A 21,850-nucleotide genomic window follows, 5' to 3' on the forward strand; every position below is an offset into this window, starting at 1 on the left:
CTGAGCCGCTGGCCTGTAAGCCGTTGTGCCGTCTCAGTGGTTGCGCATTATAGGGAGTTCTGGACGGGTGACAAGGGCTAATTTGCGATAATTTGACTGTTCGCTGCAATCCCCAGCAAAACCCCGCTTTATACCTGCTTATGCACAAACTTATCCACAATCCGTGCATGAGGCGAATTTTGACGAGCATCGCGCAATCGTTTTCGCTACAATGCCCGCGCATAATGGAAGCCCCTTCAGGGGCGTTACATGAACCTTAATCGCGCTTCTTTCTTCTTATAAGGAAGAAGAGAATGTCTAAGCTTCCTATAACGCTCTTTATATGCGATCCAAAGCCAAGGGATAAAACCACCATGCAACAACATCGTCCTGTACGCCGCGCGCTACTCAGCGTGTCTGACAAAGCCGGTATCCTCGAATTCGCTCAGGCGCTTTCCCAGCGTGGCGTCGAGCTGCTCTCCACCGGCGGTACCGCACGCCTGCTGGCAGACGCCGGTCTGCCCGTCACTGAAGTCTCTGACTACACCGGTTTCCCGGAAATGATGGATGGACGCGTTAAAACGCTGCACCCGAAAGTGCATGGTGGCATTTTAGGACGTCGCGGTCAGGATGATGCCATTATGGCCGGGCACAACATCTCTCCGATTGATATGGTTGTGGTTAACCTCTATCCCTTCGCCCAGACCGTTGCCCGTGAAGGCTGCTCACTGGAAGACGCGGTTGAAAACATTGATATCGGTGGCCCGACAATGGTCCGGTCCGCTGCCAAGAACCATAAAGACGTGGCAATTGTGGTGAAGAGCAGTGACTACCAGACTATTATTGCGGAACTGGACGCCAACGATAATTCACTGACGCTGGCCACCCGTTTCGACCTGGCCATTAAGGCGTTCGAACACACCGCCGCCTACGACAGTATGATTGCCAACTACTTCGGTAGCCTGGTTCCGGCCTATCACGGTGAAACCCAGGCACCTTCCGGCCGCTTCCCGCGCACCCTTAACCTGAACTTCATCAAGAAGCAGGATATGCGTTACGGTGAGAACAGCCACCAGGATGCCGCTTTCTATATAGAAGAGAATGTGGCAGAGGCCTCAGTCGCGACGGCACAGCAAGTACAGGGCAAAGCGCTCTCTTATAACAACATTGCGGATACCGACGCAGCACTGGAGTGTGTGAAAGAGTTCGACCAGCCCGCCTGCGTTATCGTTAAGCACGCTAACCCGTGTGGCGTGGCGGTGGGAGAGTCGATTCTGGCAGCTTACGAACGTGCATATAAAACGGATCCAACGTCAGCCTTCGGCGGCATCATTGCTTTTAACCGTGAGCTGGATGAAGCCACCGCGCAGGCGATTGTCAGCCGCCAGTTTGTTGAAGTGATCATTGCCCCCTCGGCGACTGAAGCCGCCCTGAAGATCACCGCCAGCAAACAGAACGTGCGGGTACTGACCTGTGGTCAGTGGCAGCAGCGTCAAACCGGTCTGGACTTCAAGCGTGTTAACGGCGGCCTGCTGGTACAGGATCGTGACCTCGGGATGGTGAATGAAAGCCACCTGCGCGTGGTCAGCCAGCGCCAGCCAACCGCACAGGAACTGCGTGATGCCCTGTTCTGCTGGAAGGTAGCGAAGTTTGTGAAGTCAAATGCCATCGTGTATGCGCGTGACAGTATGACCATCGGCATAGGTGCCGGCCAGATGAGCCGCGTGTACTCCGCTAAAATCGCCGGTATCAAAGCTGCCGATGAAGGCCTGGAAGTGAAAGGCTCTGCCATGGCCTCTGATGCCTTCTTCCCGTTCCGCGACGGTATCGATGCCGCCGCCGCTGTCGGCATCACCTGTGTGATCCAGCCGGGTGGTTCCATTCGTGACGAGGAAGTGATTGCCGCCGCTGACGAACACGGTATTGCAATGATCTTCACCGACATGCGCCACTTCCGCCATTAATAACGGAGCCTCTGATGAAAATTTTAGTGATTGGTAATGGCGGCCGTGAACACGCGCTGGCCTGGAAGGCCGCGCAGTCCCCGCTGGCTGAGACCGTCTTTGTTGCACCGGGTAACGCCGGTACGGCCCTGGAGCCTGCACTGCAGAATGTGGCCATCGGCCCAACGGATATCCCTGCCCTGCTGGCCTTCGCCCGCGATGAGAAAATCGATCTGACCATCGTCGGCCCGGAAGCCCCGCTGGTCATCGGCGTGGTGGATGCTTTCCGCGCGGCAGGTCTGAAGATCTTTGGCCCGACTCAGGCGGCTGCACAGCTGGAGGGTTCAAAAGCCTTTACCAAAGACTTCCTGGCGCGGCATAAAATTCCTACCGGCGAATACCAGAACTTTACCGAGGTTGAACCGGCTCTGGCGTATGTGCGTGAAAGAGGTGCCCCGATCGTCATTAAGGCCGATGGGCTGGCGGCAGGTAAAGGGGTCATTGTAGCCATGACGCTGCAGGAAGCCGAAGACGCCATTCAGGATATGCTGGCTGGTAACGCCTTTGGCGATGCGGGACATCGTATCGTGGTGGAAGAGTTCCTCGACGGTGAAGAAGCCAGCTTCATCGTGATGGTCGACGGTGAGAACGTGCTGCCGATGGCCACCAGCCAGGACCACAAACGCGTCGGCGATGGTGATACCGGCCCGAATACCGGCGGGATGGGGGCTTACTCCCCGGCTCCGGTGGTCACCGATGCGATCCACCAGCGTGTGATGGATGAAGTGATCTGGCCGACCGTGCGCGGTATGGCCGGTGAGGGCAATGTCTACACCGGGTTCCTGTATGCGGGTCTGATGATCGACAAAAGTGGTCAGCCCAAAGTGATCGAATTCAACTGCCGCTTTGGCGATCCTGAAACCCAGCCGATCATGCTGCGTCTGCAGTCGGATCTGGTCGAGCTCTGCCTGGCCGCCGTTGACGGCAGGCTGGACGAAAAGGATTCTGTCTGGGACCCACGTCCGTCGCTGGGTGTGGTTCTGGCCGCAGGCGGCTACCCGGGGGATTACGTCAACGGCGAGCAAATCCACGGACTGCCGCTGGAAGAAGTGGCGGACGGCAAGGTGTTCCATGCCGGAACCACGCTGCAGGACGACCTGGTGGTCACTAACGGAGGGCGCGTACTCTGCGTCACAGCGCTGGGTGACGATGTTGCCGCTGCGCAAAAACGTGCCTATGAACTGGCCAGACCAATCTCATGGAAGGGCAGCTTCTGCCGTAACGATATCGGTTACCGCGCTATAGATCGTAAATAGTCTCCCCAGGCGGCGGTTTTATCCGCCCGGCGCAGGACAGCATCAGGGGCGATCGTTGATCGCCCTTTTTTTTAGGTTAAAAATCCTGTTCTTTCGGTTCTGTCTTGCAGAGATCGCTGGCGGTCACCAGCAATAGCTGAGTTCCTTCCGGGGCCTGCAGCCAGGCAATACTGACCGGGCCTGTCGTCTCCCGCTGCTGACGCGCAATCTGGCTTAACTCCACGCTTTCAAGCGCAGGCTGCACCCTTTTGCCCTCACAGGTGCTGACGGTGCCCCCCTGCTGCCACCTGCCCTGCCTGAGCAGCACGCTACCCGACAGCAAATCGTCACTGATTTTCAGCATGCGCTGCGCGTCAAAGCGATACAGTGCCACCTCATCAGCCGTCAGCGCCTCACGCCGGCCCGCCAGCTGCCGCTGCATAAAGCTCAGACCACCGTTCTGGTCGAAACGCAGGGTGACATCATCCGGTTTATCCCCTGTGACATGGCGCTCTACTGAAAGCAGCCTGTCGTGCTGCCAGAGGTAGTCGGTCGTCTCGGGCGCAGCTCCGTTAAACGGGGTATAGACCGTCATCAGGTGAGCAACCTGCTGATCGTGATTTTTGCGCCAGATACGCACCGCACCGCGATCGGCAAGATAGCCGCTGGCGGTAAAGTCCGGCAGGTCGGAGTGCGAACTGCAGCCTGCCAGCAGGATCAGGGTGGCAAGAGAGAGCGTTCGGGCAAAAAAGGAAAGTTTCATGAAGAAAAGAGTATCACAACGCGCGGCAAGCGCGAGAAACCGTTAAGGGGAAAGGACGGAAGGGAAAAGGATTGCGGGACAAAAAGCATCATCTCTGCGCGAAGGTCGTTTAAACAAAAGGGGCATAACGCCCCCCTGTTTAAACTCTTCACTTCAGACGATTACTTAACAGCGTCTTTCAGTGCTTTACCAGAAACAAATGCCGGTACGTTTGCAGCAGCAATTTTGATTTCTTTGCCAGTCTGCGGGTTGCGGCCAGTACGCTCAGCACGGTGGTTAACTTTAAAGGTACCAAAACCAACCAGTTGTACAGCATCACCTTCTTTCAGAGACTCAGTAATCGCAGCCAGGGTGGATTCCAGAGCAGCTTTAGCCTGGGTCTTTGACAGGTCCGCTTTGTCCGCAATTACATCAATCAGTTGAGTCTTGTTCATAAGTTATCCTTACAGTGTATTTATCGCTTGCTAAGCATCAAGTGCGAGGGAAAAACCAGTTTCTGGCACTCTCCTGCATACACGCACCGATAGCCACATTTTTCAGCCCCCCAAATGTAGACCAGACTGGGGGCGAATGTGAAGCCCAAAGGCGCTACAAATCAGGCCTGAAGTCACGTTTTGTCGCCTTACTGCTGAAAATTTATACCGATATTACTAATACCGGATTCACGCAGGTCAGATCGCAGTCCTTTTATCAGTTCCAGGTCCCTGTCCTCGCAGGCTGCAAGCAGGCGGAATATCTCCCACTGGATGTCCCATTCCTCTTCAACGGCGGGATTCACTTTTAGCTCTTCTTCGGTCATTTCGCGACCGGCCTGGGTCATTTCCAGCATCGCCACCGTGGTGATGGAAGTTTCGCTAACGGCAATCGCATGGGTCAGTGTTTCACCGCTAAGGCGGGAATGCAGCAGTTCGCTCAGCGCGACGCACGCATCGATCGCCGGGTATACACCATACAGATCGTAATCGTCTGCAGAAGGGATCGCTTCTTCCAGCTTTTCAAGCTGGCTGTCAAAATTCACTTTTGCATCTTTCACCACCAGCGTTTCCCATAACAGATCGAGAATACGGCGATACAGCTGGCCGTCTCCAAACCCTGTCTGCTGGCAAAACTCGCGGTAGTTGGGTGCCATGCGTTCGCAGAGGCAGGCCATAAAAGTAACGTGCTGCCAGCTTTCCAGCTTTTCCAGCCGCAGATGAATCGGGTTACGTAACATATCGGGATCTCAGAATTAATGCGCTTGCCGCAGTGTACCTGAAAAGCCACTGAGCGGCACGGTTAACCCAGCTGCAGCCCGGTAAAAGCAGTGCGGCGCGAGGCCACCGCATCAGCCCAGCGCGTAGGCTCGGGCAGACGATACCCCTTCAGGCAGCGCTGTACCCATTCAAGGGCGGTGCCGTGGCTGACGCGGTGGCCCGGAGAGATAAACAATGGGTTACAGCGTGCCTTACTGCGCAGCACCCAGCCCAGCAGTTCCCCTTTATCGCTGAGCGCCTCACAGCTGCCAGGTTCGGCCCCTGGCGGTTCAAACTTGCCACAGAGGCGTTTTTTCGCCACGCCAATCGTTGGCACGTCCACCAGCAGGCCGAAATGACTGGCCACGCCAAGACGACGCGGATGCGCCACGCCGTGGCCATCAACCAGCAGCAGGTCAGGATGGTGCTCCAGCTGCTGCCACGCAGCCTCCAGAGCGGGTGTCTCACGGAATGACAGGAAACCGGGGATATAGGGCATCGTAGTGGCGATGCGGGCCACCTGATACTCAACCATTTTCAGAGAGGGGTATTCGAGGATGACCAGCGCGGCACGGGTCACTTCACCGCCCTGTTCAAACCCGACATCCGCACCGCCTATCAGGCGGGGAGGCATCACCTCAAAATCATCCTGACAGCTGACTTCTGCTGCGCGCCGGAGCTGCTGTTCGCGTAAATCCGCTATTTCCATCTCTTCCCCCTGTCTGATTTATCCTCTGTGGTAAGGGCGGGACAGCTTATGTACCGCTTCGACAAATACGCCTGCATTTTCGGGTGGGACATCCTGATGAATACCGTGGCCGAGGTTAAAGACGTGTCCCTCGCCCTGACCAAAGCCTTCCAGGATCCCTGCGACTTCCTGCTCAATACGCGCCGGTGCAGCGTAGAGCATAGACGGATCCATATTGCCCTGCAGCGCAACTTTGTGACCAACCCGGCGACGGGCGTCGGCAATATCCGTCGTCCAGTCAAGACCCAGCGCGTCACAGCCGGTGGCAGCCATCGCTTCCAGCCACTGTCCGCCGCCTTTCGTGAACAGCGTGACCGGTACGCGACGTCCTTCATTTTCATGCAGCAGGCCGTCAACGATTTTGTGCATGTAATGCAAAGAGAACTCCAGATAATCGCGTCCGGTCAGCACGCCACCCCAAGTGTCGAATATCATTACCGACTGCGCACCCGCCCGGATCTGTGCGTTGAGGTACAGCGTTACGCTGTCAGCCAGCTTGTCCAGCATCAGATGCAGCGTCTGCGGGTCGGCATACATCATCTTTTTCAGTTTAGTAAAGGCCTTACTGCTGCCGCCTTCGACCATATAGGTAGCGAGCGTCCACGGACTGCCGGAGAAGCCGATCAGCGGAACGTCGCCGTTAAGATTTTTACGGATGGTGCGCACGGCGTTCATCACGTAACCCAGTTCCTGCTCCGGATCCGGGATAGGCAGCTTTTCAACATCAGCACGACAGGTCACCGGCGAAGAAAAACGTGGGCCTTCACCGGCTTCGAAATACAGGCCAAGCCCCATTGCGTCGGGAATGGTCAGAATATCGGAGAACAGGATCGCCGCATCCAGCGCATAGCGCCGCAGGGGCTGCAGCGTGACTTCACAGGCCAGTTCAGCATTTTTGCACAGCGACATGAAGTCACCGGCGACCGCACGGGTAGCCTTGTATTCCGGCAGATAACGCCCGGCCTGACGCATCATCCATACCGGGGTAACATCAACGGGCTGACGCAGCAGCGCGCGCAGATATCGATCGTTCTTCAGTTCATTCATCACGAGACTCTCTCACCATACAGACTGCCAGTGTAACATTTATTGGAATTGACGATGATCGACCGCTCAAAAAATTGAGCGGCGACGCGTACAACCCCGGCTCGGCGAGAACAGTCAGGATCAGGGGCAGAAACAATCATAAGGCCAGTATGGCTTATTTTTTCTCATTGCCAGGGGGGGTTTTATCAGCTTTTTGATCGACGGCGGTGAGAACCGGGGCGCGCTGGCCGCTAGCGACCAGCGGTTTTTTATCTTTTTTCTCTGACTGCGCCTGCGGCTCCTCAATCTGGTGAGAGTTACCGATAAACACCCCGCCTTTTTCAATGGAAAACTCGCTCGCGTATACTTCACCTTCAATCCGGCCACGCGACATAATAATCACCGTTCTGGCATAACAGCTTCCCTTAAGCAGCCCGTTAACCACCAGCTTCAGGGATTTTATCTTGCCGATAACCTTTCCCTCTTTTCCTATTTGTGTACTTTTCTGGCTGGTCAGATCGCCTTCAACAACGCCATTAATAGTAATATTATTTTCATTAGTAATTTCGCCGCGTAATACCGTCCCGATAGAGATAACGGTTTCTTTCGTACTGTTATCGTCGTTTAAAGAAGAAGGCAAAAGGGTACTGGGTTCTGCTTTGGCGGGTGAAGGCAATTTTTCAGTGGCTCGTTCTTCTTCTTTCCTGTTGAAATTAAACACGTTTGTCATCATCCTTTTTGTATACAGACTCGAAATTATTAGCAGCAGGCTGAAACACGCCATGCCAGCCAAAGAGAGCAATAAGACCGTCCTTGTCGAAAGCAGAAAGGCAATAATGCTCATACCCCAGCAGAGCCAGACGCCCCACAGACAACCTTGTTTTTTTGTTTCAGACATTATCTTGATTTGCCATATGCGAAAACACCTTTCCCTGGTTCAGTCATGCCCCCTGATGAATCAGTCCGGAATAGAATTTAGCTGATTTTTTTACACAAAAAAGCGTGATCTGTAAAAAAAGATAACACATAAATCCCGTTAAACTGATGCCATGGGTAATATAGTGCAGGCGTAATCCGGCGTTAATAAAATCTCATTCAATAACGGATTCTATAACTTGTTTACCGCACAGGATGATATTTGAAATTATCGAAGAGATAAAGCCAGATACGCCGGTCATTTTTTACAGTAAACCATTCTCTCCTGGTCCTTTACGCATTTAACCAGGAGAATATATCGCAAATATAAAATATTATGGCAACGACAATATTATTGTCGGAATTATTCCGCCTCTGTGCGACACAATGCAACGGTATCTTCAATCAGCCGACGGGCGACAGTGCCAGCCGGGGGCAGCGGTGGCAGCGCATCAAAGCGATACCAGCCAGCGGAGATCAGCTCTTTTGGATCGATATGGATATCGCCAGCGTCATAGTCAGCCATAAACGCCATCATCAGTGACTGTGGGAAAGGCCAGGGCTGTGAAGAGACGTAACGTAAATTCTTCACCGTGATCCCACTCTCTTCCATCACTTCGCGTGCCACCGTCTGCTCAAGGGTTTCGCCCACTTCCACAAAACCGGCCAGTACCGTGAAAATACCGTTGCGGTGTCGGGTGTGCTGCGCCAGCAATATTTCCTCACCACGGCGGATAGCCACAATGATACAGGGGGCGATTTGCGGGTAGTAACGCTGGCGACAGTGGCTGCACAGACAGGCCCACTCTGTTTTACTGTGGTGCATCTCATGGCCACAGTAACCGCACCACTGGTGAGAACGGTAAAATTCAGCCAGCTGGATGCCGCGTCCGACCAGCTGGAACAGGCCGCTGTCCTGATCGATCAACTGCCGTAACGATCCCATTTCGTGAGGCCGGGTATCGCGGATCAACCATACCGTTTCCCCCTGCCACTCTCCAATTGGCGATCCCCGCGATCCTGCCAGACCCAGTAAACCCGCATTACCTTGAGGAAGTTCACCTTTTGGTAACCAAATTTTATGTTCGTGGCTGACAATCCACCAGCCAGCGTCTACGCTTAAAATTTCCTGTTCCATCATTTTGCTCATCATCCTCAGCTTAAAGACTGGATTGAGGTCAGACGTTAAAATATAACACTCACGGAGTTGAACATGCTTAACCAGTTGGAAGTCCTCACCGCGCGCGTTGGCGGGTGCAGTGAACTGGTAGACTTTTGTCTGCGCTCACGTAAGCAGTTGCTGGTTACCTATTATCAAATGGCTGGCATTAAGCCTAACAAGGAAACGCTGACGACGCTCGATGAAAACGCGCTGGATCTGTTCTGCCAGAATCTGGTGGATTATCTTTCTACGGGCCACTTCACCGTTTATGAACGCTTTATCAAAGAGCTGGAAGGTACAGAGCAGCTGGCAAAAGCAGCGGTTATCTACCCCTCCCTAAAGGCGAATACCGAGCTGATCATGCAGGTTTATGATTCCCATCTGGAAACCGCTATCGATCATGATAATTATCGCGAATTCCAGCATGCCCTGTCGGTTGTCGGTGAAGCGCTGGAGGCGCGTTTTACTCTGGAGGATAAGTTCATCAAGCTGGCACTGGAAAAAAGTGCGGAAAATCAGGAAGCGGCTAACGCCTGTACGCTTGCGCGTCCGGCCTGACAGCGGCTGCCCTCTAAACTTCTTGTCGTTTCCTTAAAGCCCCATTATGCTGAATGGGCTGTCAGGGTAAGGCATGCCTTGCCCTTTCAGAATTCATTTTGTGGTTTAAGCGTCGTCCGGACGGCGTGCGTACCTTAGGGTATGTGAGCATCCCGGGCGCAGGATGGCAAACAAGGCCGCTTAAAATACACTATTCTTCTTGTCGGAGTGCCCTTAGGGGCTGAGACCGTTAATTCGGGATCCGCGGAACCTGATCAGGTTAGTACCTGCGAAGGGAACAAGAGTAAATGCTAAAACGCTGTGAAACGATTTCTCTCACGACGTTCTTATTACTCCCGCCTCCAGGCAAGCAAACTTCCCGTTTATTATCAGGAAATTGCTATGTCTACCCATGAAAAACCTGTCACAGAGAAAAAAAACCGTCGTCGCCAACAGCGGGCGGAAGCACAACAGTTTATTGATTCCCTGCGCGGTACCGCTTTTCCCCATTCAAAACGGATCTACCTGACCGGCTCGCAGCCGGATATCCGCGTACCGATGCGTGAAATACAACTCAGTCCAACCACCGTAGGCGGAAGTCACGATCGCCCGCTGCTGGAGGAAAATGAGCCGGTGCCGGTGTACGATACGGCGGGCCCTTACGGCGATCCGGACGCCACCATTAATGTTCATGCCGGCCTGCAAAAATTACGCAGCAACTGGATCTTTCAGCGCAGTGATACCGGGCTGGTCAGTGAGGTCAGTTCGACATTTACGCAGCAACGCCTGGCCGACGAAGGACTGGATCATCTCCGCTTTGAGCATCTGCCCCGTCCACGCCGTGCACTACCGGGTCGCTGTGTGACCCAGATGCACTATGCCCGCCAGGGCATAGTGACGCCGGAAATGGAGTATATCGCCCTGCGTGAAAATATGGGCCGGGAGCGGATCCGCAGTGAAGTGCTGCTGCAGCAGCATCCCGGGCACAGCTTCGGCGCGCATCTGCCCGACACTATTACCCCCGAGTTTGTCCGTCAGGAGGTTGCCAGCGGACGTGCCATTATCCCGGCCAATATTAATCACCCGGAATCAGAGCCGATGATTATTGGCCGAAACTTTCTGGTGAAGGTAAACGCCAATATCGGTAACTCTGCGGTCAGCTCTTCTATTGAGGAGGAAGTGGAAAAACTGGTGTGGTCGGTTCGCTGGGGGGCCGATACGGTCATGGATCTGTCTACCGGCCGCTATATACATGAAACCCGCGAGTGGATCCTGCGCAACAGCCCGGTTCCCATTGGCACGGTGCCCATTTACCAGGCGCTGGAAAAGGTGAACGGCGTGGCGGAGGATCTGAGCTGGGCTATCTTCCGCGATACCCTGTTGGAACAGGCTGAACAAGGGGTCGATTACTTTACAATCCATGCTGGCGTCCTGCTGCGCTACGTGCCCATGACGGCAAAACGCCTGACCGGCATCGTCTCGCGCGGTGGATCCATCATGGCAAAATGGTGCCTGTCACACCACCAGGAGAGCTTCCTCTATCAGCATTTTCGCGATATCTGTGAAATCTGCGCGGCCTATGATATCTCACTGTCACTGGGGGACGGACTGCGTCCGGGCTCCATCCAGGATGCTAACGATGAAGCGCAGTTTGCCGAACTGCGCACGCTGGGCGAGCTGACCAAAATCGCCTGGGAATATGATGTTCAGGTGATGATTGAAGGACCCGGCCACATCCCGATGCAGATGATCCGCGTCAATATGACAGAACAGCTCGAACACTGTCATGAAGCCCCGTTTTATACCCTGGGCCCCCTGACCACAGATATTGCTCCAGGTTACGACCATTTTACCTCCGGTATCGGTGCCGCGATGATCGGCTGGTTTGGCTGCGCGATGCTGTGCTACGTGACGCCGAAAGAGCATCTCGGCCTGCCGAATAAAGAGGATGTGAAGCAGGGGCTGATCACCTATAAGATCGCTGCCCATGCAGCCGACCTTGCCAAAGGCCACCCCGGGGCACAGATCCGTGATAATGCGATGTCAAAAGCCCGCTTTGAATTCCGCTGGGAAGATCAGTTTAATCTGGCCCTCGACCCGCATACCGCCCGGGCATATCACGATGAAACCCTGCCGCAGGAGTCAGGGAAAGTGGCCCATTTCTGCTCGATGTGTGGCCCCAAATTTTGCTCAATGAAGATCACCCAGGAAGTACGTGAATATGCTGCCCGCCAGGAGGCCGAAGCGCATCCCGTCACGGTCGGTATGGCACAGATGTCCGGGGCATTTCGCCAACGTGGCGGCGAACTTTATCATCCCGCCGACGCCCTGAAACCAGAGGAAAAAATATGAATCGTGGCGCTTTCCCCCCTACCGCAGCACAGTTAGGCCTTTATCCTGTCGTGGACTCGGTGGAATGGATTGCCCGCCTGCTGGATGCCGGCGTTCGCACCCTTCAGCTGCGCATGAAAGACCGTGCAGAACATGAAGTCGAACAGCAGATTATTGATGCTATTGCTCTGGGTAAGCGCTATCAGGCGCGCCTGTTTATCAATGACTACTGGCGGCTGGCGATAAAACATCAGGCCTACGGTGTCCATCTCGGTCAGGAGGATCTGGATATTGCTGACCTGGATGCGATTCACGCAGCCGGGCTGCGCCTGGGGTTGTCAACGCATGACGATGCCGAGCTGGACAGGGCGCTGGCCGAGCAGCCCTCTTATATAGCCCTGGGGCATGTGTTTCCCACCCGGACAAAAGTTATGCCGTCTGCGCCACAGGGTCTGGCAGAGTTGACCCGCCATCTGCGGCGGTTGCAGGGGGTATCCACCGTGGCGATCGGCGGTATCAGTCTCGATCGCGCACCGCAGGTGCTGGCCACGGGGGTAGGCAGCATTGCCGTGGTCAGTGCTATTACCCAGGCCAGTGACTGGCGGGCCGCCACCCGCCAGCTGCTTGACCTGGTGGAACCACACACTGCCCACCGGCGTTAATGTTTTCCCTTGCTCTGGACGCATTGCCGCAAAAAATTGTCGCCGCCGGTAACGCCGTTAAACAAGGTGGAAGACGCTACGCAGGCTGAAGGATTGCTACTTTTCACTGCTGCCTGGCCCGCTATAGTGACAGCGCGGGTGACAATGCGGTCATCTGCCAGGGTCAGTACCCTTCCTTCTCGCTGACCCTGCCTTCTCCCGTCTCTCCCCGAGTGGAGGGCTCCGCCACCGCTGGACAGCACAGCATGGCACGTTCGACGGCCTCGCCCAGAATTTCCAGGGCGCGATCGGTTTTATCGGTAAACGGCTGGGCATAGCTGAGGCGCAGGCAGTTGCGGTATTTTCCTGATGCGGAGAACAGGGAGCCGACAGCGATCTGAATATGGGATGCCCGCAGATCCTGATTGAGCCGCAACGCATCGAAAGGCTCTGGCAGCTCAACCCAGAGCAGAAATCCCCCCTGCGGCCGCGTCAGGCAGATGCCACAGGGGAAATGATGGCGAACCCGCCGCGTGAAGATCTCAAAGTTGCGCTGATAGTCACTGCGCATTCGCCGCAGATGGGGCTGATAATAGCCCTGACGGATAAACGCGGCCACGGCCATCTGCGTCTGCGTGACCGTGGAGCCGGTGCTGATGTATTTCATATGCAACACGCGGTCAAAATAACGCCCCGGAGCCACCCAGCCCACGCGCAGGCCTGGCGCCAGCGTTTTAGAAAAGGAACTGCACAGCAGCACCCGACCATCCATATCCAGCGACTTGATGGTTATCGGGCGCGGATACTCAAATGCCAGCTCGCCGTAGACATCATCTTCAATAATGGCGGCATCAAAGCGCTGTGCCAGCGTCAGTAAGGCCTGCTTACGCTGTGCCGGCATCACGAATCCCAGCGGGTTGTTGCAGTTGGGGACCACCACCACAGCGTTGATCGGCCACTGCTCAAACGCCAGCTCCAGGGCTTCCAGACTGATGCCGGTGACCGAATCCGTCGGGATTTCGATTGCGCGGATGCCGAATCCGCGCAGCGTTTGCATGGTGCCATGAAAAGCCGGGGACTCGACGGCAATAATATCGCCCGGCTGACAGATTGCTCTGATCGACACGGACAGGGCCTCATGGCAGCCCGTAGTGATCACAATGTCATCTGCCGTCAGCTGACAGCCGCTGTCAATCATCAGGCGTGCGACCTGTTCGCGAAGCTCCGGCACGCCATAAAGATTGTCATAACTCAGCAGGCGGGGATCCTGTTGCTGGCCCAGACGGCTGATAATTTTCCACAATGGCTTGAGGGTGGGGGCATCAATACAGGGCATACCGCTGCCCAGCTGCAGCATATCTTTATCCAGGCGAGCGTTGAGCAGATCCATCACCGCATCCCACTGGGTAATCTCTACAGGACGCTGTACCGGACGGGTGATCGGCGGTAGCGGGGGCGCGGCTTTACGGGGGGTGACAAAATAACCGGAGCGCGGCTGCGGGGTAATCAGCTGTTTCTCCTCCAGCAGATAATACGCCTGTTGGACAGTGCTGATGCTGACGCCGTGTTCACTACTGAGCGTACGCACGGACGGAAGCCGTTCGCCGGCCTGATACAGCCCCTGTTCGATACGCTGTGCCAGTAACTCTGCCAGCCGTTGATAACGCGTCATTGTATCCTTCCCTCCCGATTACTTTTCACTAAAGCAGTACAGATTGCGCCATTTATCACCATTCAGTCACACTATTGCGCAATCTGTATGTCAATAAAAGATGTTTTTTGCATCTGTATCATCAGCGCCGTTAGCGACAGAATAGTCGGCATACACAAGGTGATGAGGAGGCAGTAATGGAGTTTGAAGAGAACAGAGCAGCGAAGCCCCTGAGTTGGTCGCTGATTAAAACAGTCTTTCTCCTGCCTTATCATCGCTGGCAGGCAAGGCGTATACGCGCCTGCACGCGCAGGATCCTGTCGCAGTTGAGTGTCGCGCAGTTGAAGGATATCGGACTGACCTGCGAGGATGTGCGTAACTTATAGTGATGTGGCCTGGGTCGAAGGATGCACCCGAGGGCAACGCGGACGTTCCACTGCGTTGCCCTTTTTTTATGCTGTGACGGACGATCAGTTACCGCGGTAGGTAGAGTAGCCGTACTGACTCAGCAGCAGGGGAATATGGTAATGGCTGTCGCTGTTTTCAACATGGAAGATCACCGGGATTTCCGGGAAGAAAGTCGGCTGCTTTTGCTGTTTGTAATAATCACCGGTTTTAAAGACGACTTTGTAATCACCCGCCGCCATTGTTTTCCCTGCCGGATAGAGCGCCGGGATACGTCCGTTTTTATCCGTCACGCCGGAAGCCAGTTTTACCCATCCCTGCTTTTGCTGCTGTTCGAGTTCAACCGTCACGCCGGAGGTCGGCACGCCAGTCTGCAGGTTCAGCACGTGCACGCTCAGCGGGTTCTTCATCCCTTCATCACCGGCAGCCAGTACAGGCAGAGAAGCACTGACCAGGCTGGTCATTAGCAGGGCTTTAACAATCTTCATGTCGGACTCCTTAGGATTAATGTCGGCATGAAGATAACAGCTGTCCTGTTTAACCACGATTTTACTGCGGAAAATATGAAATTTCCCAGAGAGCACGGATCGGGAAGGGCTGTCACCCTCCCCGTTTTCCGCTTATTCTTTACCTTCTGTCACCCAGACAGAGGGCCAGTCAGCCGGTTGACCGCCGTTGCAGCCAGGCTGATTTTTAAAGCGTGCCAGGTGAAATGTCTTGCCGTCATAGATCCAGCCGCCGTTATTACCGCACTCGGCGGCCTCGTTACCGCGATCGGAGAAATAGAGATGGCCGACGGCTGAATCATATCCGCCCTGGGCAAACATCGTTTCCTGCATCGGCTTGCCGTCAGCACCGTTCAGCGGCAGCGGTAGCGTCAGCCGCCGGGCGTCTTTCGGATTATCACGTTCACTGATGAACACAACGTTTAATGTTTTGAAGTCTCCCGGTCCGCAGTTGACCATCACCAGTGCCTGGGTGTTATTCAGCGGTTCGGCATAGCTGCGTGCGCGGGTATCTTCATCCTGAGGGCACTGCAGTTGATTCAGCAGCTTGCCATTGGCAGCAATGGCTCCATCCACCAGAGCGGCAGGATCGGTCAAAGGCACCACGGCAGGCACCGGGAAGTTCAGTGCCACAGGTGCAGGTCGGGGCAGAACGGCTGAAGACGGCTTGTTGCCCACTTTCAGCAAGGCCGTCTGATTATCCAGGCGTCCCTGTCGTTCATCCACCAGCAGCAGCGCGGCGGTCAGCCCCTCAAGAGAAGCGCTTTCGGGGCCGGCTGAAAAGGCTATCGTCTGCGCATTTTTGGCCTGCGTCACCCACGCCTGGATCACCGCCAGCTTATCGCTACTGCCCACAACGTGCTCATCACTGCTCTGCGGTGTGGCAATCTGGATATCTGAAGACCAGGCCTGACCATCCAGCCAGATCCCGTCTGCTTTCAACGCTGCCCACTGCTGAAAACTAAGCGAAGGCTGTGCCTCCGCACCTGCCTGACGTTTGAGGATGATACGCAGCGTCTTGTCGGTGTTACGGACATCGCAGTCATTCACGTTGTTACAGGTGACCTGCCAGTTTTTAAAGACCTTCTGTACCGGCGCATTGACCCACTCGTCTGCCTGAATGCCCGTACTTAAACCCATCAGCATAAGCGCCATGACTATCTTGTTATTATTCATTATTACTCTCTGAACTCATCGGAAAAAATGCCTGAGTACGCTTTAACGCTGCCCAGGCGGCTGATCATCAGGGGGAAGTCACAGCATCCCCCGGCTACAGGGCTACTTTGCTCCTGCCGTCACCCAGAGGGATGGCCAGTCGCCCGGTTCACCGCCGTTGCAACCCGGCTGGCTGTTATAGTGTGTCAGATGGAAGACTTTCCCGTCATATTTCCAGCCACCACTGTCCCCGCAGTCGGCAATACCGCGTCCACGCCCGGCCCAGGAGAGTTCACCGCTTTGCGGATCGTAGCTGGCTTCCGTAAACCAGCTCATGACGAGCGGCTTACCCTGGTCATCTTTATCGGGTAAGGGCAGCATCAACTGCGTCACCTCAGCAGGGTTATCGCGTGAACTGACAAACAACAGGCTGGCTGACTGATAGGCTCCCAGCCCACAGTTGACCAACACCAGCGCCTGTTTATCATTCAGCGGCAGCGCCTCACTTCGTTCACGCGCAGCCGTATCTGGCTCGCAGCTCTCATTGGCGAGCAGTTTATGGTTAGCAGCAATGGCCGCGTCGATCAGCGCAGCCTGGTTTTTGAGGGGCACCACCTTTGGCACCGGGAAGTTCATCACCGCAGGGACCGGACGGGCAGGCACCATCGAAGGCTCGTTGTTGCCCACTTTCAGCAGTGCTGTCTGATTCCCCAGACGCCCCTGACGTTCATCCACCAGCAGCAGCGCCGCATTCAGCCCGCTGAGTGAGGCGGCTTCAGAACCGGGGGCAAGGGCGATGGTCAACGCATTTTTACTCGCCTGCACCCACTGCTGGATATCGGCCAGCTTATCGCTTCCACCCGCGCTGTCATCACCACTGATTTTTGAGGGTGCAATCTCAATACCGGAATGCCAGGATTTGCCATCCAGCCAGATGCCCTGCGGTATCAGATCGCCCCACTGCTGGAAACTGAGCGAAGGTTGCGCATCTGGCCCGGCCTTGCGTTTAAGAATAATACGCAGCGCCTCGTCGGTATTGCGAACATCACAATCATTGAGGTTGTTGCAGGTGACCTGCCAGCTTTTAAAGACTTTTTGTACCGGAGCGTTCACCCACTCTTCTGCCTGTACACTCGCGCTCAAACCCAGCAGTACCAGCGCTATCACAACCTTATTATTTGGCATTTTTATTCCATGTGATTTTGTTGAGTCGAAAAAAAACCCCGCCGAAGCGAGGTTTTTTATTATGCCACAGGTGGTTGACGATTAATCGTCATTACCGCCCAGGTTTCCTGCATTAAGCAGTTCAGCCAGGCTGGCAGAGGCTTCATCGGCAGTGACAACTGGCACGACTGGCGCTTCGCCCGCAGCTTTACGACGCATACGATCCTGATGATACGCGTAACCGGTACCGGCTGGGATCAGACGGCCAACGATAACGTTCTCTTTCAGACCGCGCAGTTCGTCGCGTTTGCCCGCAACGGCGGCTTCGGTCAGCACGCGCGTGGTTTCCTGGAACGAAGCCGCAGAGATGAACGACTCGGTTGCCAGGGAAGCTTTGGTGATACCCAGCAGATCGCGTGCAAAGGTTGCAGAGATCTTGCCGTTAGCTTCCAGTTCGCGGTTAGCGATCTTAACGCGTGAGAACTCAACCTGCTCACCGTCGAGGAAGTCAGTACTTCCTGCGCTGGAGATGGTTGCTTTACGCAGCATCTGACGAACGATGACTTCGATGTGCTTATCGTTAATCTTAACGCCTTGCAGACGGTAAACTTCCTGCACTTCGTTAGTGATGTAACGGGTCACCGCATGCACGCCGCGCAGACGCAGAATGTCATGTGGAGACTCAGGGCCATCGGAAACCACGTCACCGCGCTCTACGCGTTCACCTTCGAACACGTTCAGCTGACGCCATTTCGGGATCATCTCTTCGTAATGATCGCTACCGTCAATCGGGGTGATCACCAGGCGACGCTTCCCTTTGGTTTCTTTACCGAAGGAAATAATGCCGCTGATCTCAGCCAGGATAGCCGGCTCTTTCGGACGACGGGCTTCGAACAGGTCAGCAACGCGTGGCAGACCACCGGTGATGTCCTTGGTACCGCCTGATTCCTGAGGAACACGCGCCAGGGTATCACCCGAACTGATCTTGATGCCATCTTCCAGCTGCACAATCGCTTTGCCCGGCAGGAAGTACTGAGCAGGCATATCGGAGCCTGGGATCATTACGTCGTTACCGTTCGCATCAACAATTTTCAGCGCCGGACGCAGATCTTTACCACCCGCAGTACGTTCCGCACTGTCGAGGATAACCAGTGAGGACAGACCGGTCAGGTCATCCGTCTGGCGGGTAATGGTCTGGCCGTCAATCATGTCAGTGAAGCGAATGAAACCGCTCACTTCGGTGATGACCGGCATGGTGTGTGGATCCCAGTTTGCTACGGTCTCGCCCGCTGCAACCTGCTCGCCGTCACCTTTCGCCATGGTAGAACCGTAAGGAACTTTATAGCTCTCTTTGGTACGACCAAATTCGTCGATCATTTTCAGTTCAACGTTACGTGAAGTGATCACCAGCTTGCCAGCGGAGTTAGTTACCGACTTGGCGTTGATCAGTTTCAACGTACCTTTGTTCTTGACCTGAATGCTGGATTCAGCAGCCGCACGCGATGCCGCACCACCGATGTGGAACGTACGCATCGTCAGCTGTGTACCCGGCTCACCGATGGACTGTGCCGCGATAACGCCGATGGCCTCACCTTTGTTGATGATGTGACCACGTGCCAGGTCGCGACCGTAGCAGTGAGCACACACACCGAAGTCAGTTTCGCAGCTTACGACGGAACGGACTTTCAAGCTGTCAACAGAGTGTTCTTCTAACAGGTCACACTGCTGTTCGTGCAGCAGGGTGTTACGTGGCAGAAGGATGTCAGCAGTGCCCGGCTTGATCACGTCTTCTGCGGTCACACGACCCAGTACGCGCTCACGCAGTGGCTCTTTCACGTCGCCACCTTCGATAACCGGAGTCATCATGATGCCTTCGTGCGTACCACAGTCATCTTCAGTCACCACCAGATCCTGCGCGACGTCAACCAGACGACGGGTCAGGTAACCGGAGTTAGCTGTTTTCAGTGCGGTATCCGCAAGGCCTTTACGCGCACCGTGCGTGGAGATGAAGTACTGGAGTACGTTCAGACCTTCACGGAAGTTTGCAGTAATCGGCGTTTCGATGATGGAACCATCGGGTTTCGCCATCAGACCACGCATACCGGCCAGCTGACGAATCTGCGCTGCAGAACCACGCGCACCGGAGTCGGCCATCATAAAGATGCTGTTGAAGGAAACCTGACGCTCTTCCACACCATCGCGGTTGATCACGAGTTCGGTAGAGAGGTTTTCCATCATCGCTTTAGCAACGCGTTCGTTGGCCGCAGCCCAGATATCGATCACTTTGTTATAGCGTTCGCCAGCGGTGACCAGACCAGACTGGAACTGCTGCTGGATTTCAGCCACTTCCGCTTCCGCTTCGGTGATGATTTCCACTTTCTTCTCTGGGATAACCATGTCGTCGATACCGACAGACGCACCTGAGCGTGCCGCATAGGCAAAGCCGGTGTACATGGTCTGGTCAGCAAAGATAACGGTCGGTTTCAGGCCCAGGATGCGGTAACAGGTGTTCAGCATCTTGGAGATCGCTTTCTTACCCAGCGCCTGGTTGACGATGGAGTAAGGCAGACCTTTTGGTACGATCATCCACAGGATGGCGCGACCAATGGTAGTGTCGATGATGCTGGTCTTGGCAACCCACTCGCCCTGCTCACTTTTCTCGTGTTCGGTGATACGCACCTTAACGCGAGCGTGCAGAGACGCATGGCCGGCGCGGTAAACGCGTTCAGCTTCTTTCGGGCCAGTCAGCACCATGCCTTCGCCTTTGGCGTTAACACAGTCACGGGTCATGTAGTACAGACCCAGTACAACGTCCTGAGAAGGAACGATGATTGGCTCGCCGTTCGCTGGTGACAGGATGTTGTTGGTCGACATCATCAGCGCACGCGCTTCCAGCTGGGCTTCCAGCGTCAGCGGTACGTGAACAGCCATCTGGTCACCATCGAAGTCGGCGTTGTAGGCCGCACAGACCAGCGGGTGAAGCTGGATAGCTTTACCTTCGATCAGCACGGGCTCAAACGCCTGGATGCCCAGACGGTGCAGTGTTGGTGCACGGTTCAGCAGGACCGGGTGTTCGCGGATCACTTCATCCAGGATATCCCAGACGACGGATTCTTCACGCTCAACCATTTTCTTGGCGGCTTTGATGGTGGTAGCAAGACCACGCAGTTCCAGCTTGCCGTAGATAAACGGTTTGAACAGCTCCAGTGCCATTTTCTTCGGCAGACCACACTGATGCAGACGCAGGTATGGACCTACGGTGATAACCGAACGACCTGAGTAGTCGACACGTTTACCCAGCAAGTTCTGACGGAAACGACCCTGCTTACCTTTAATCATATCAGCCAAAGATTTCAGAGGACGTTTGTTAGAACCGGTGATCGCACGACCGCGACGGCCGTTATCCAGCAGCGCATCGACTGCTTCCTGCAGCATACGTTTTTCGTTACGTACGATGATATCAGGGGCAGCAAGATCCAGCAGGCGCTTCAGACGGTTGTTACGGTTGATTACGCGACGATACAGATCGTTCAGATCTGACGTAGCAAAACGACCGCCGTCCAGCGGCACCAGCGGACGCAGGTCCGGTGGCAATACAGGCAGCACGGTCAGGATCATCCACTCTGGCTTGTTACCAGACTGAACGAACGCTTCCAGCAGCTTGATGCGCTTGGTCAGTTTTTTACGCTTGGTTTCGGAGTTAGTTTCGTTCAACTCTTCACGCAGAGTTTCACACTCTTGTTCCAGGTCCATGTTTTTCAACAGAGCCTGGATCGCTTCCGCACCCATTTTAGCGTCGAATTCGTCACCAAACTCTTCCAGCGCGTCAAGATACTGCTCTTCAGTCAGGATCTGGCGCTTTTCGAGATTGGTCATGCCGCCTTCAACAACAACGTAAGATTCGAAGTAAAGAACACGTTCGATATCACGCAGTGGCATATCCAGCAGCAAACCGATGCGCGAAGGCAGCGATTTCAGGAACCAGATGTGCGCAGTCGGTGAAGCCAGCTCAATGTGGCCCATACGCTCACGGCGAACTTTGGTCTGTGTAACTTCAACGCCACACTTCTCACAGATCACACCGCGATGTTTTAAGCGCTTGTACTTACCGCACAGGCACTCATAGTCTTTTACTGGCCCGAAAATACGTGCGCAGAAAAGTCCGTCACGCTCAGGTTTGAACGTACGGTAGTTGATGGTTTCTGGCTTTTTAACTTCACCAAAAGACCATGAACGGATCATATCTGGCGAGGCCAGAGCGATCTTGATCGCATCAAACTCTTCGGTCTTAGTTTGCGCTTTCAGAAACTTAAGTAAGTCTTTCACGGATTAGCTCCCGTCGGAGTGAGACTTCTCAGAGACGCCCGGAGTGACCCGGGCGCCCTGTAACCAGTACA

18 protein-coding genes and 1 riboswitch are annotated in these 21,850 nt (G+C 54.9%); of the genes, 6 read left to right on the plus strand and 12 right to left on the minus strand.

Translation table 11 applies throughout. The annotated features are described in order from the left end of the window. Positions 1 to 353 precede the first annotated feature (353 nt). Positions 354 to 1,943, plus strand: a complete 1,590-nt coding sequence (gene purH / locus ACZ3HG_RS22715) for a bifunctional phosphoribosylaminoimidazolecarboxamide formyltransferase/IMP cyclohydrolase (protein ID WP_062749124.1) — start codon at positions 354 to 356, stop codon at positions 1,941 to 1,943. Positions 1,944 to 1,957: 14 nt separating this feature from the next. Further along, positions 1,958 to 3,238, plus strand: coding sequence for a phosphoribosylamine--glycine ligase (purD, locus tag ACZ3HG_RS22720; protein WP_062749126.1), 1,281 nt, complete (start codon positions 1,958 to 1,960; stop codon positions 3,236 to 3,238). Positions 3,239 to 3,314: 76 nt separating this feature from the next. Here purD and ACZ3HG_RS22725 read toward each other — a convergent pair whose 3' ends face one another. The 7 genes from ACZ3HG_RS22725 to nudC form a co-directional block, all read right to left on the minus strand. After that, the gene (locus ACZ3HG_RS22725; protein WP_191937368.1) at positions 3,315 to 3,980 is read right to left on the minus strand and encodes a DUF1481 domain-containing protein; all 666 of its coding nucleotides are present in this window, start codon (positions 3,978 to 3,980) and stop codon (positions 3,315 to 3,317) included. A 161-nt stretch (positions 3,981 to 4,141) separates the two neighbouring features. Further along, positions 4,142 to 4,414 (minus strand): nucleoid-associated protein HU-alpha, encoded by a 273-nt coding sequence (hupA, locus tag ACZ3HG_RS22730; protein ID WP_002438605.1) that lies wholly within the window; start codon positions 4,412 to 4,414, stop codon positions 4,142 to 4,144. A gap of 188 nt (positions 4,415 to 4,602) precedes the next feature. Beyond that, complete coding sequence (locus ACZ3HG_RS22735) at positions 4,603 to 5,193, minus strand: YjaG family protein (RefSeq protein WP_118664981.1); 591 nt, start codon at positions 5,191 to 5,193, stop codon at positions 4,603 to 4,605. Between the two features lie 62 nt (positions 5,194 to 5,255). Then, a complete protein-coding gene (gene nfi / locus ACZ3HG_RS22740) occupies positions 5,256 to 5,921 on the minus strand; it encodes a deoxyribonuclease V (protein ID WP_191935707.1) in 666 nt (221 codons plus the stop codon). A gap of 18 nt (positions 5,922 to 5,939) precedes the next feature. After that, complete coding sequence (hemE, locus tag ACZ3HG_RS22745) at positions 5,940 to 7,007, minus strand: uroporphyrinogen decarboxylase (RefSeq protein ID WP_191935706.1); 1,068 nt, start codon at positions 7,005 to 7,007, stop codon at positions 5,940 to 5,942. Between the two features lie 154 nt (positions 7,008 to 7,161). Further along, complete coding sequence (locus tag ACZ3HG_RS22750; RefSeq protein ID WP_191935705.1) at positions 7,162 to 7,884, minus strand: bactofilin family protein; 723 nt, start codon at positions 7,882 to 7,884, stop codon at positions 7,162 to 7,164. A 381-nt stretch (positions 7,885 to 8,265) separates the two neighbouring features. Then, on the minus strand, positions 8,266 to 9,039 hold the full coding sequence (gene nudC / locus ACZ3HG_RS22755) for an NAD(+) diphosphatase (RefSeq protein ID WP_191935709.1): 774 nt from the start codon (positions 9,037 to 9,039) through the stop codon (positions 8,266 to 8,268). A 75-nt stretch (positions 9,040 to 9,114) separates the two neighbouring features. On the opposite strand from nudC, the gene rsd reads away from it, so the two are divergent. The 3 genes from rsd to thiE all read left to right on the plus strand — a co-directional run bounded on the left by rsd (position 9,115) and on the right by thiE (position 12,593). Next, complete coding sequence (gene rsd / locus ACZ3HG_RS22760) at positions 9,115 to 9,621, plus strand: sigma D regulator (RefSeq protein WP_465334568.1); 507 nt, start codon at positions 9,115 to 9,117, stop codon at positions 9,619 to 9,621. Between the two features lie 193 nt (positions 9,622 to 9,814). Then, positions 9,815 to 9,915, plus strand: a riboswitch (TPP riboswitch). A gap of 87 nt (positions 9,916 to 10,002) precedes the next feature. After that, positions 10,003 to 11,952: a phosphomethylpyrimidine synthase ThiC gene (gene thiC / locus ACZ3HG_RS22765; protein WP_465334570.1), complete on the plus strand. Its 1,950-nt coding sequence runs from the start codon at positions 10,003 to 10,005 to the stop codon at positions 11,950 to 11,952. Further along, positions 11,949 to 12,593 (plus strand): thiamine phosphate synthase, encoded by a 645-nt coding sequence (gene thiE / locus ACZ3HG_RS22770; RefSeq protein WP_191935702.1) that lies wholly within the window; start codon positions 11,949 to 11,951, stop codon positions 12,591 to 12,593. The genes thiC and thiE overlap by 4 nt, the downstream gene beginning before the upstream one ends. Positions 12,594 to 12,756: 163 nt before the next feature. On the opposite strand, the gene ACZ3HG_RS22775 is transcribed toward thiE, so the two are convergent. After that, complete coding sequence (locus tag ACZ3HG_RS22775) at positions 12,757 to 14,244, minus strand: aminotransferase-like domain-containing protein (protein ID WP_191935701.1); 1,488 nt, start codon at positions 14,242 to 14,244, stop codon at positions 12,757 to 12,759. Between the two features lie 176 nt (positions 14,245 to 14,420). Here ACZ3HG_RS22775 and ACZ3HG_RS22780 point away from each other — a divergent pair, with 176 nt between their 5' ends. Then, a complete protein-coding gene (locus ACZ3HG_RS22780) occupies positions 14,421 to 14,609 on the plus strand; it encodes a DUF1127 domain-containing protein (protein ID WP_062749146.1) in 189 nt (62 codons plus the stop codon). An 84-nt stretch (positions 14,610 to 14,693) separates the two neighbouring features. Here the strand turns inward: ACZ3HG_RS22780 and uraH are convergent, their stop codons facing one another. The 4 genes from uraH to rpoC all read right to left on the minus strand — a co-directional run bounded on the left by uraH (position 14,694) and on the right by rpoC (position 21,779). Beyond that, positions 14,694 to 15,116 carry a hydroxyisourate hydrolase gene (uraH, locus tag ACZ3HG_RS22785; protein WP_062749148.1) on the minus strand — a complete coding sequence of 141 codons (423 nt, stop codon included), beginning with the start codon at positions 15,114 to 15,116 and terminating at the stop codon, positions 14,694 to 14,696. 132 nt (positions 15,117 to 15,248) lie between these two features. Beyond that, entirely contained in the window at positions 15,249 to 16,310 is a 1,062-nt protein-coding gene (locus tag ACZ3HG_RS22790; protein ID WP_465334573.1) for a DUF1176 domain-containing protein, read from the minus strand. 102 nt (positions 16,311 to 16,412) lie between these two features. Beyond that, positions 16,413 to 17,474, minus strand: coding sequence for a DUF1176 domain-containing protein (locus tag ACZ3HG_RS22795; RefSeq protein ID WP_191937364.1), 1,062 nt, complete (start codon positions 17,472 to 17,474; stop codon positions 16,413 to 16,415). 81 nt (positions 17,475 to 17,555) lie between these two features. Further along, positions 17,556 to 21,779 (minus strand): DNA-directed RNA polymerase subunit beta', encoded by a 4,224-nt coding sequence (gene rpoC, locus ACZ3HG_RS22800; protein WP_191935698.1) that lies wholly within the window; start codon positions 21,777 to 21,779, stop codon positions 17,556 to 17,558. Between the last annotated feature and the right edge of the window lie 71 nt (positions 21,780 to 21,850).

Source organism: Erwinia sp. PME.40.26/001 (genome assembly GCF_055556675.1).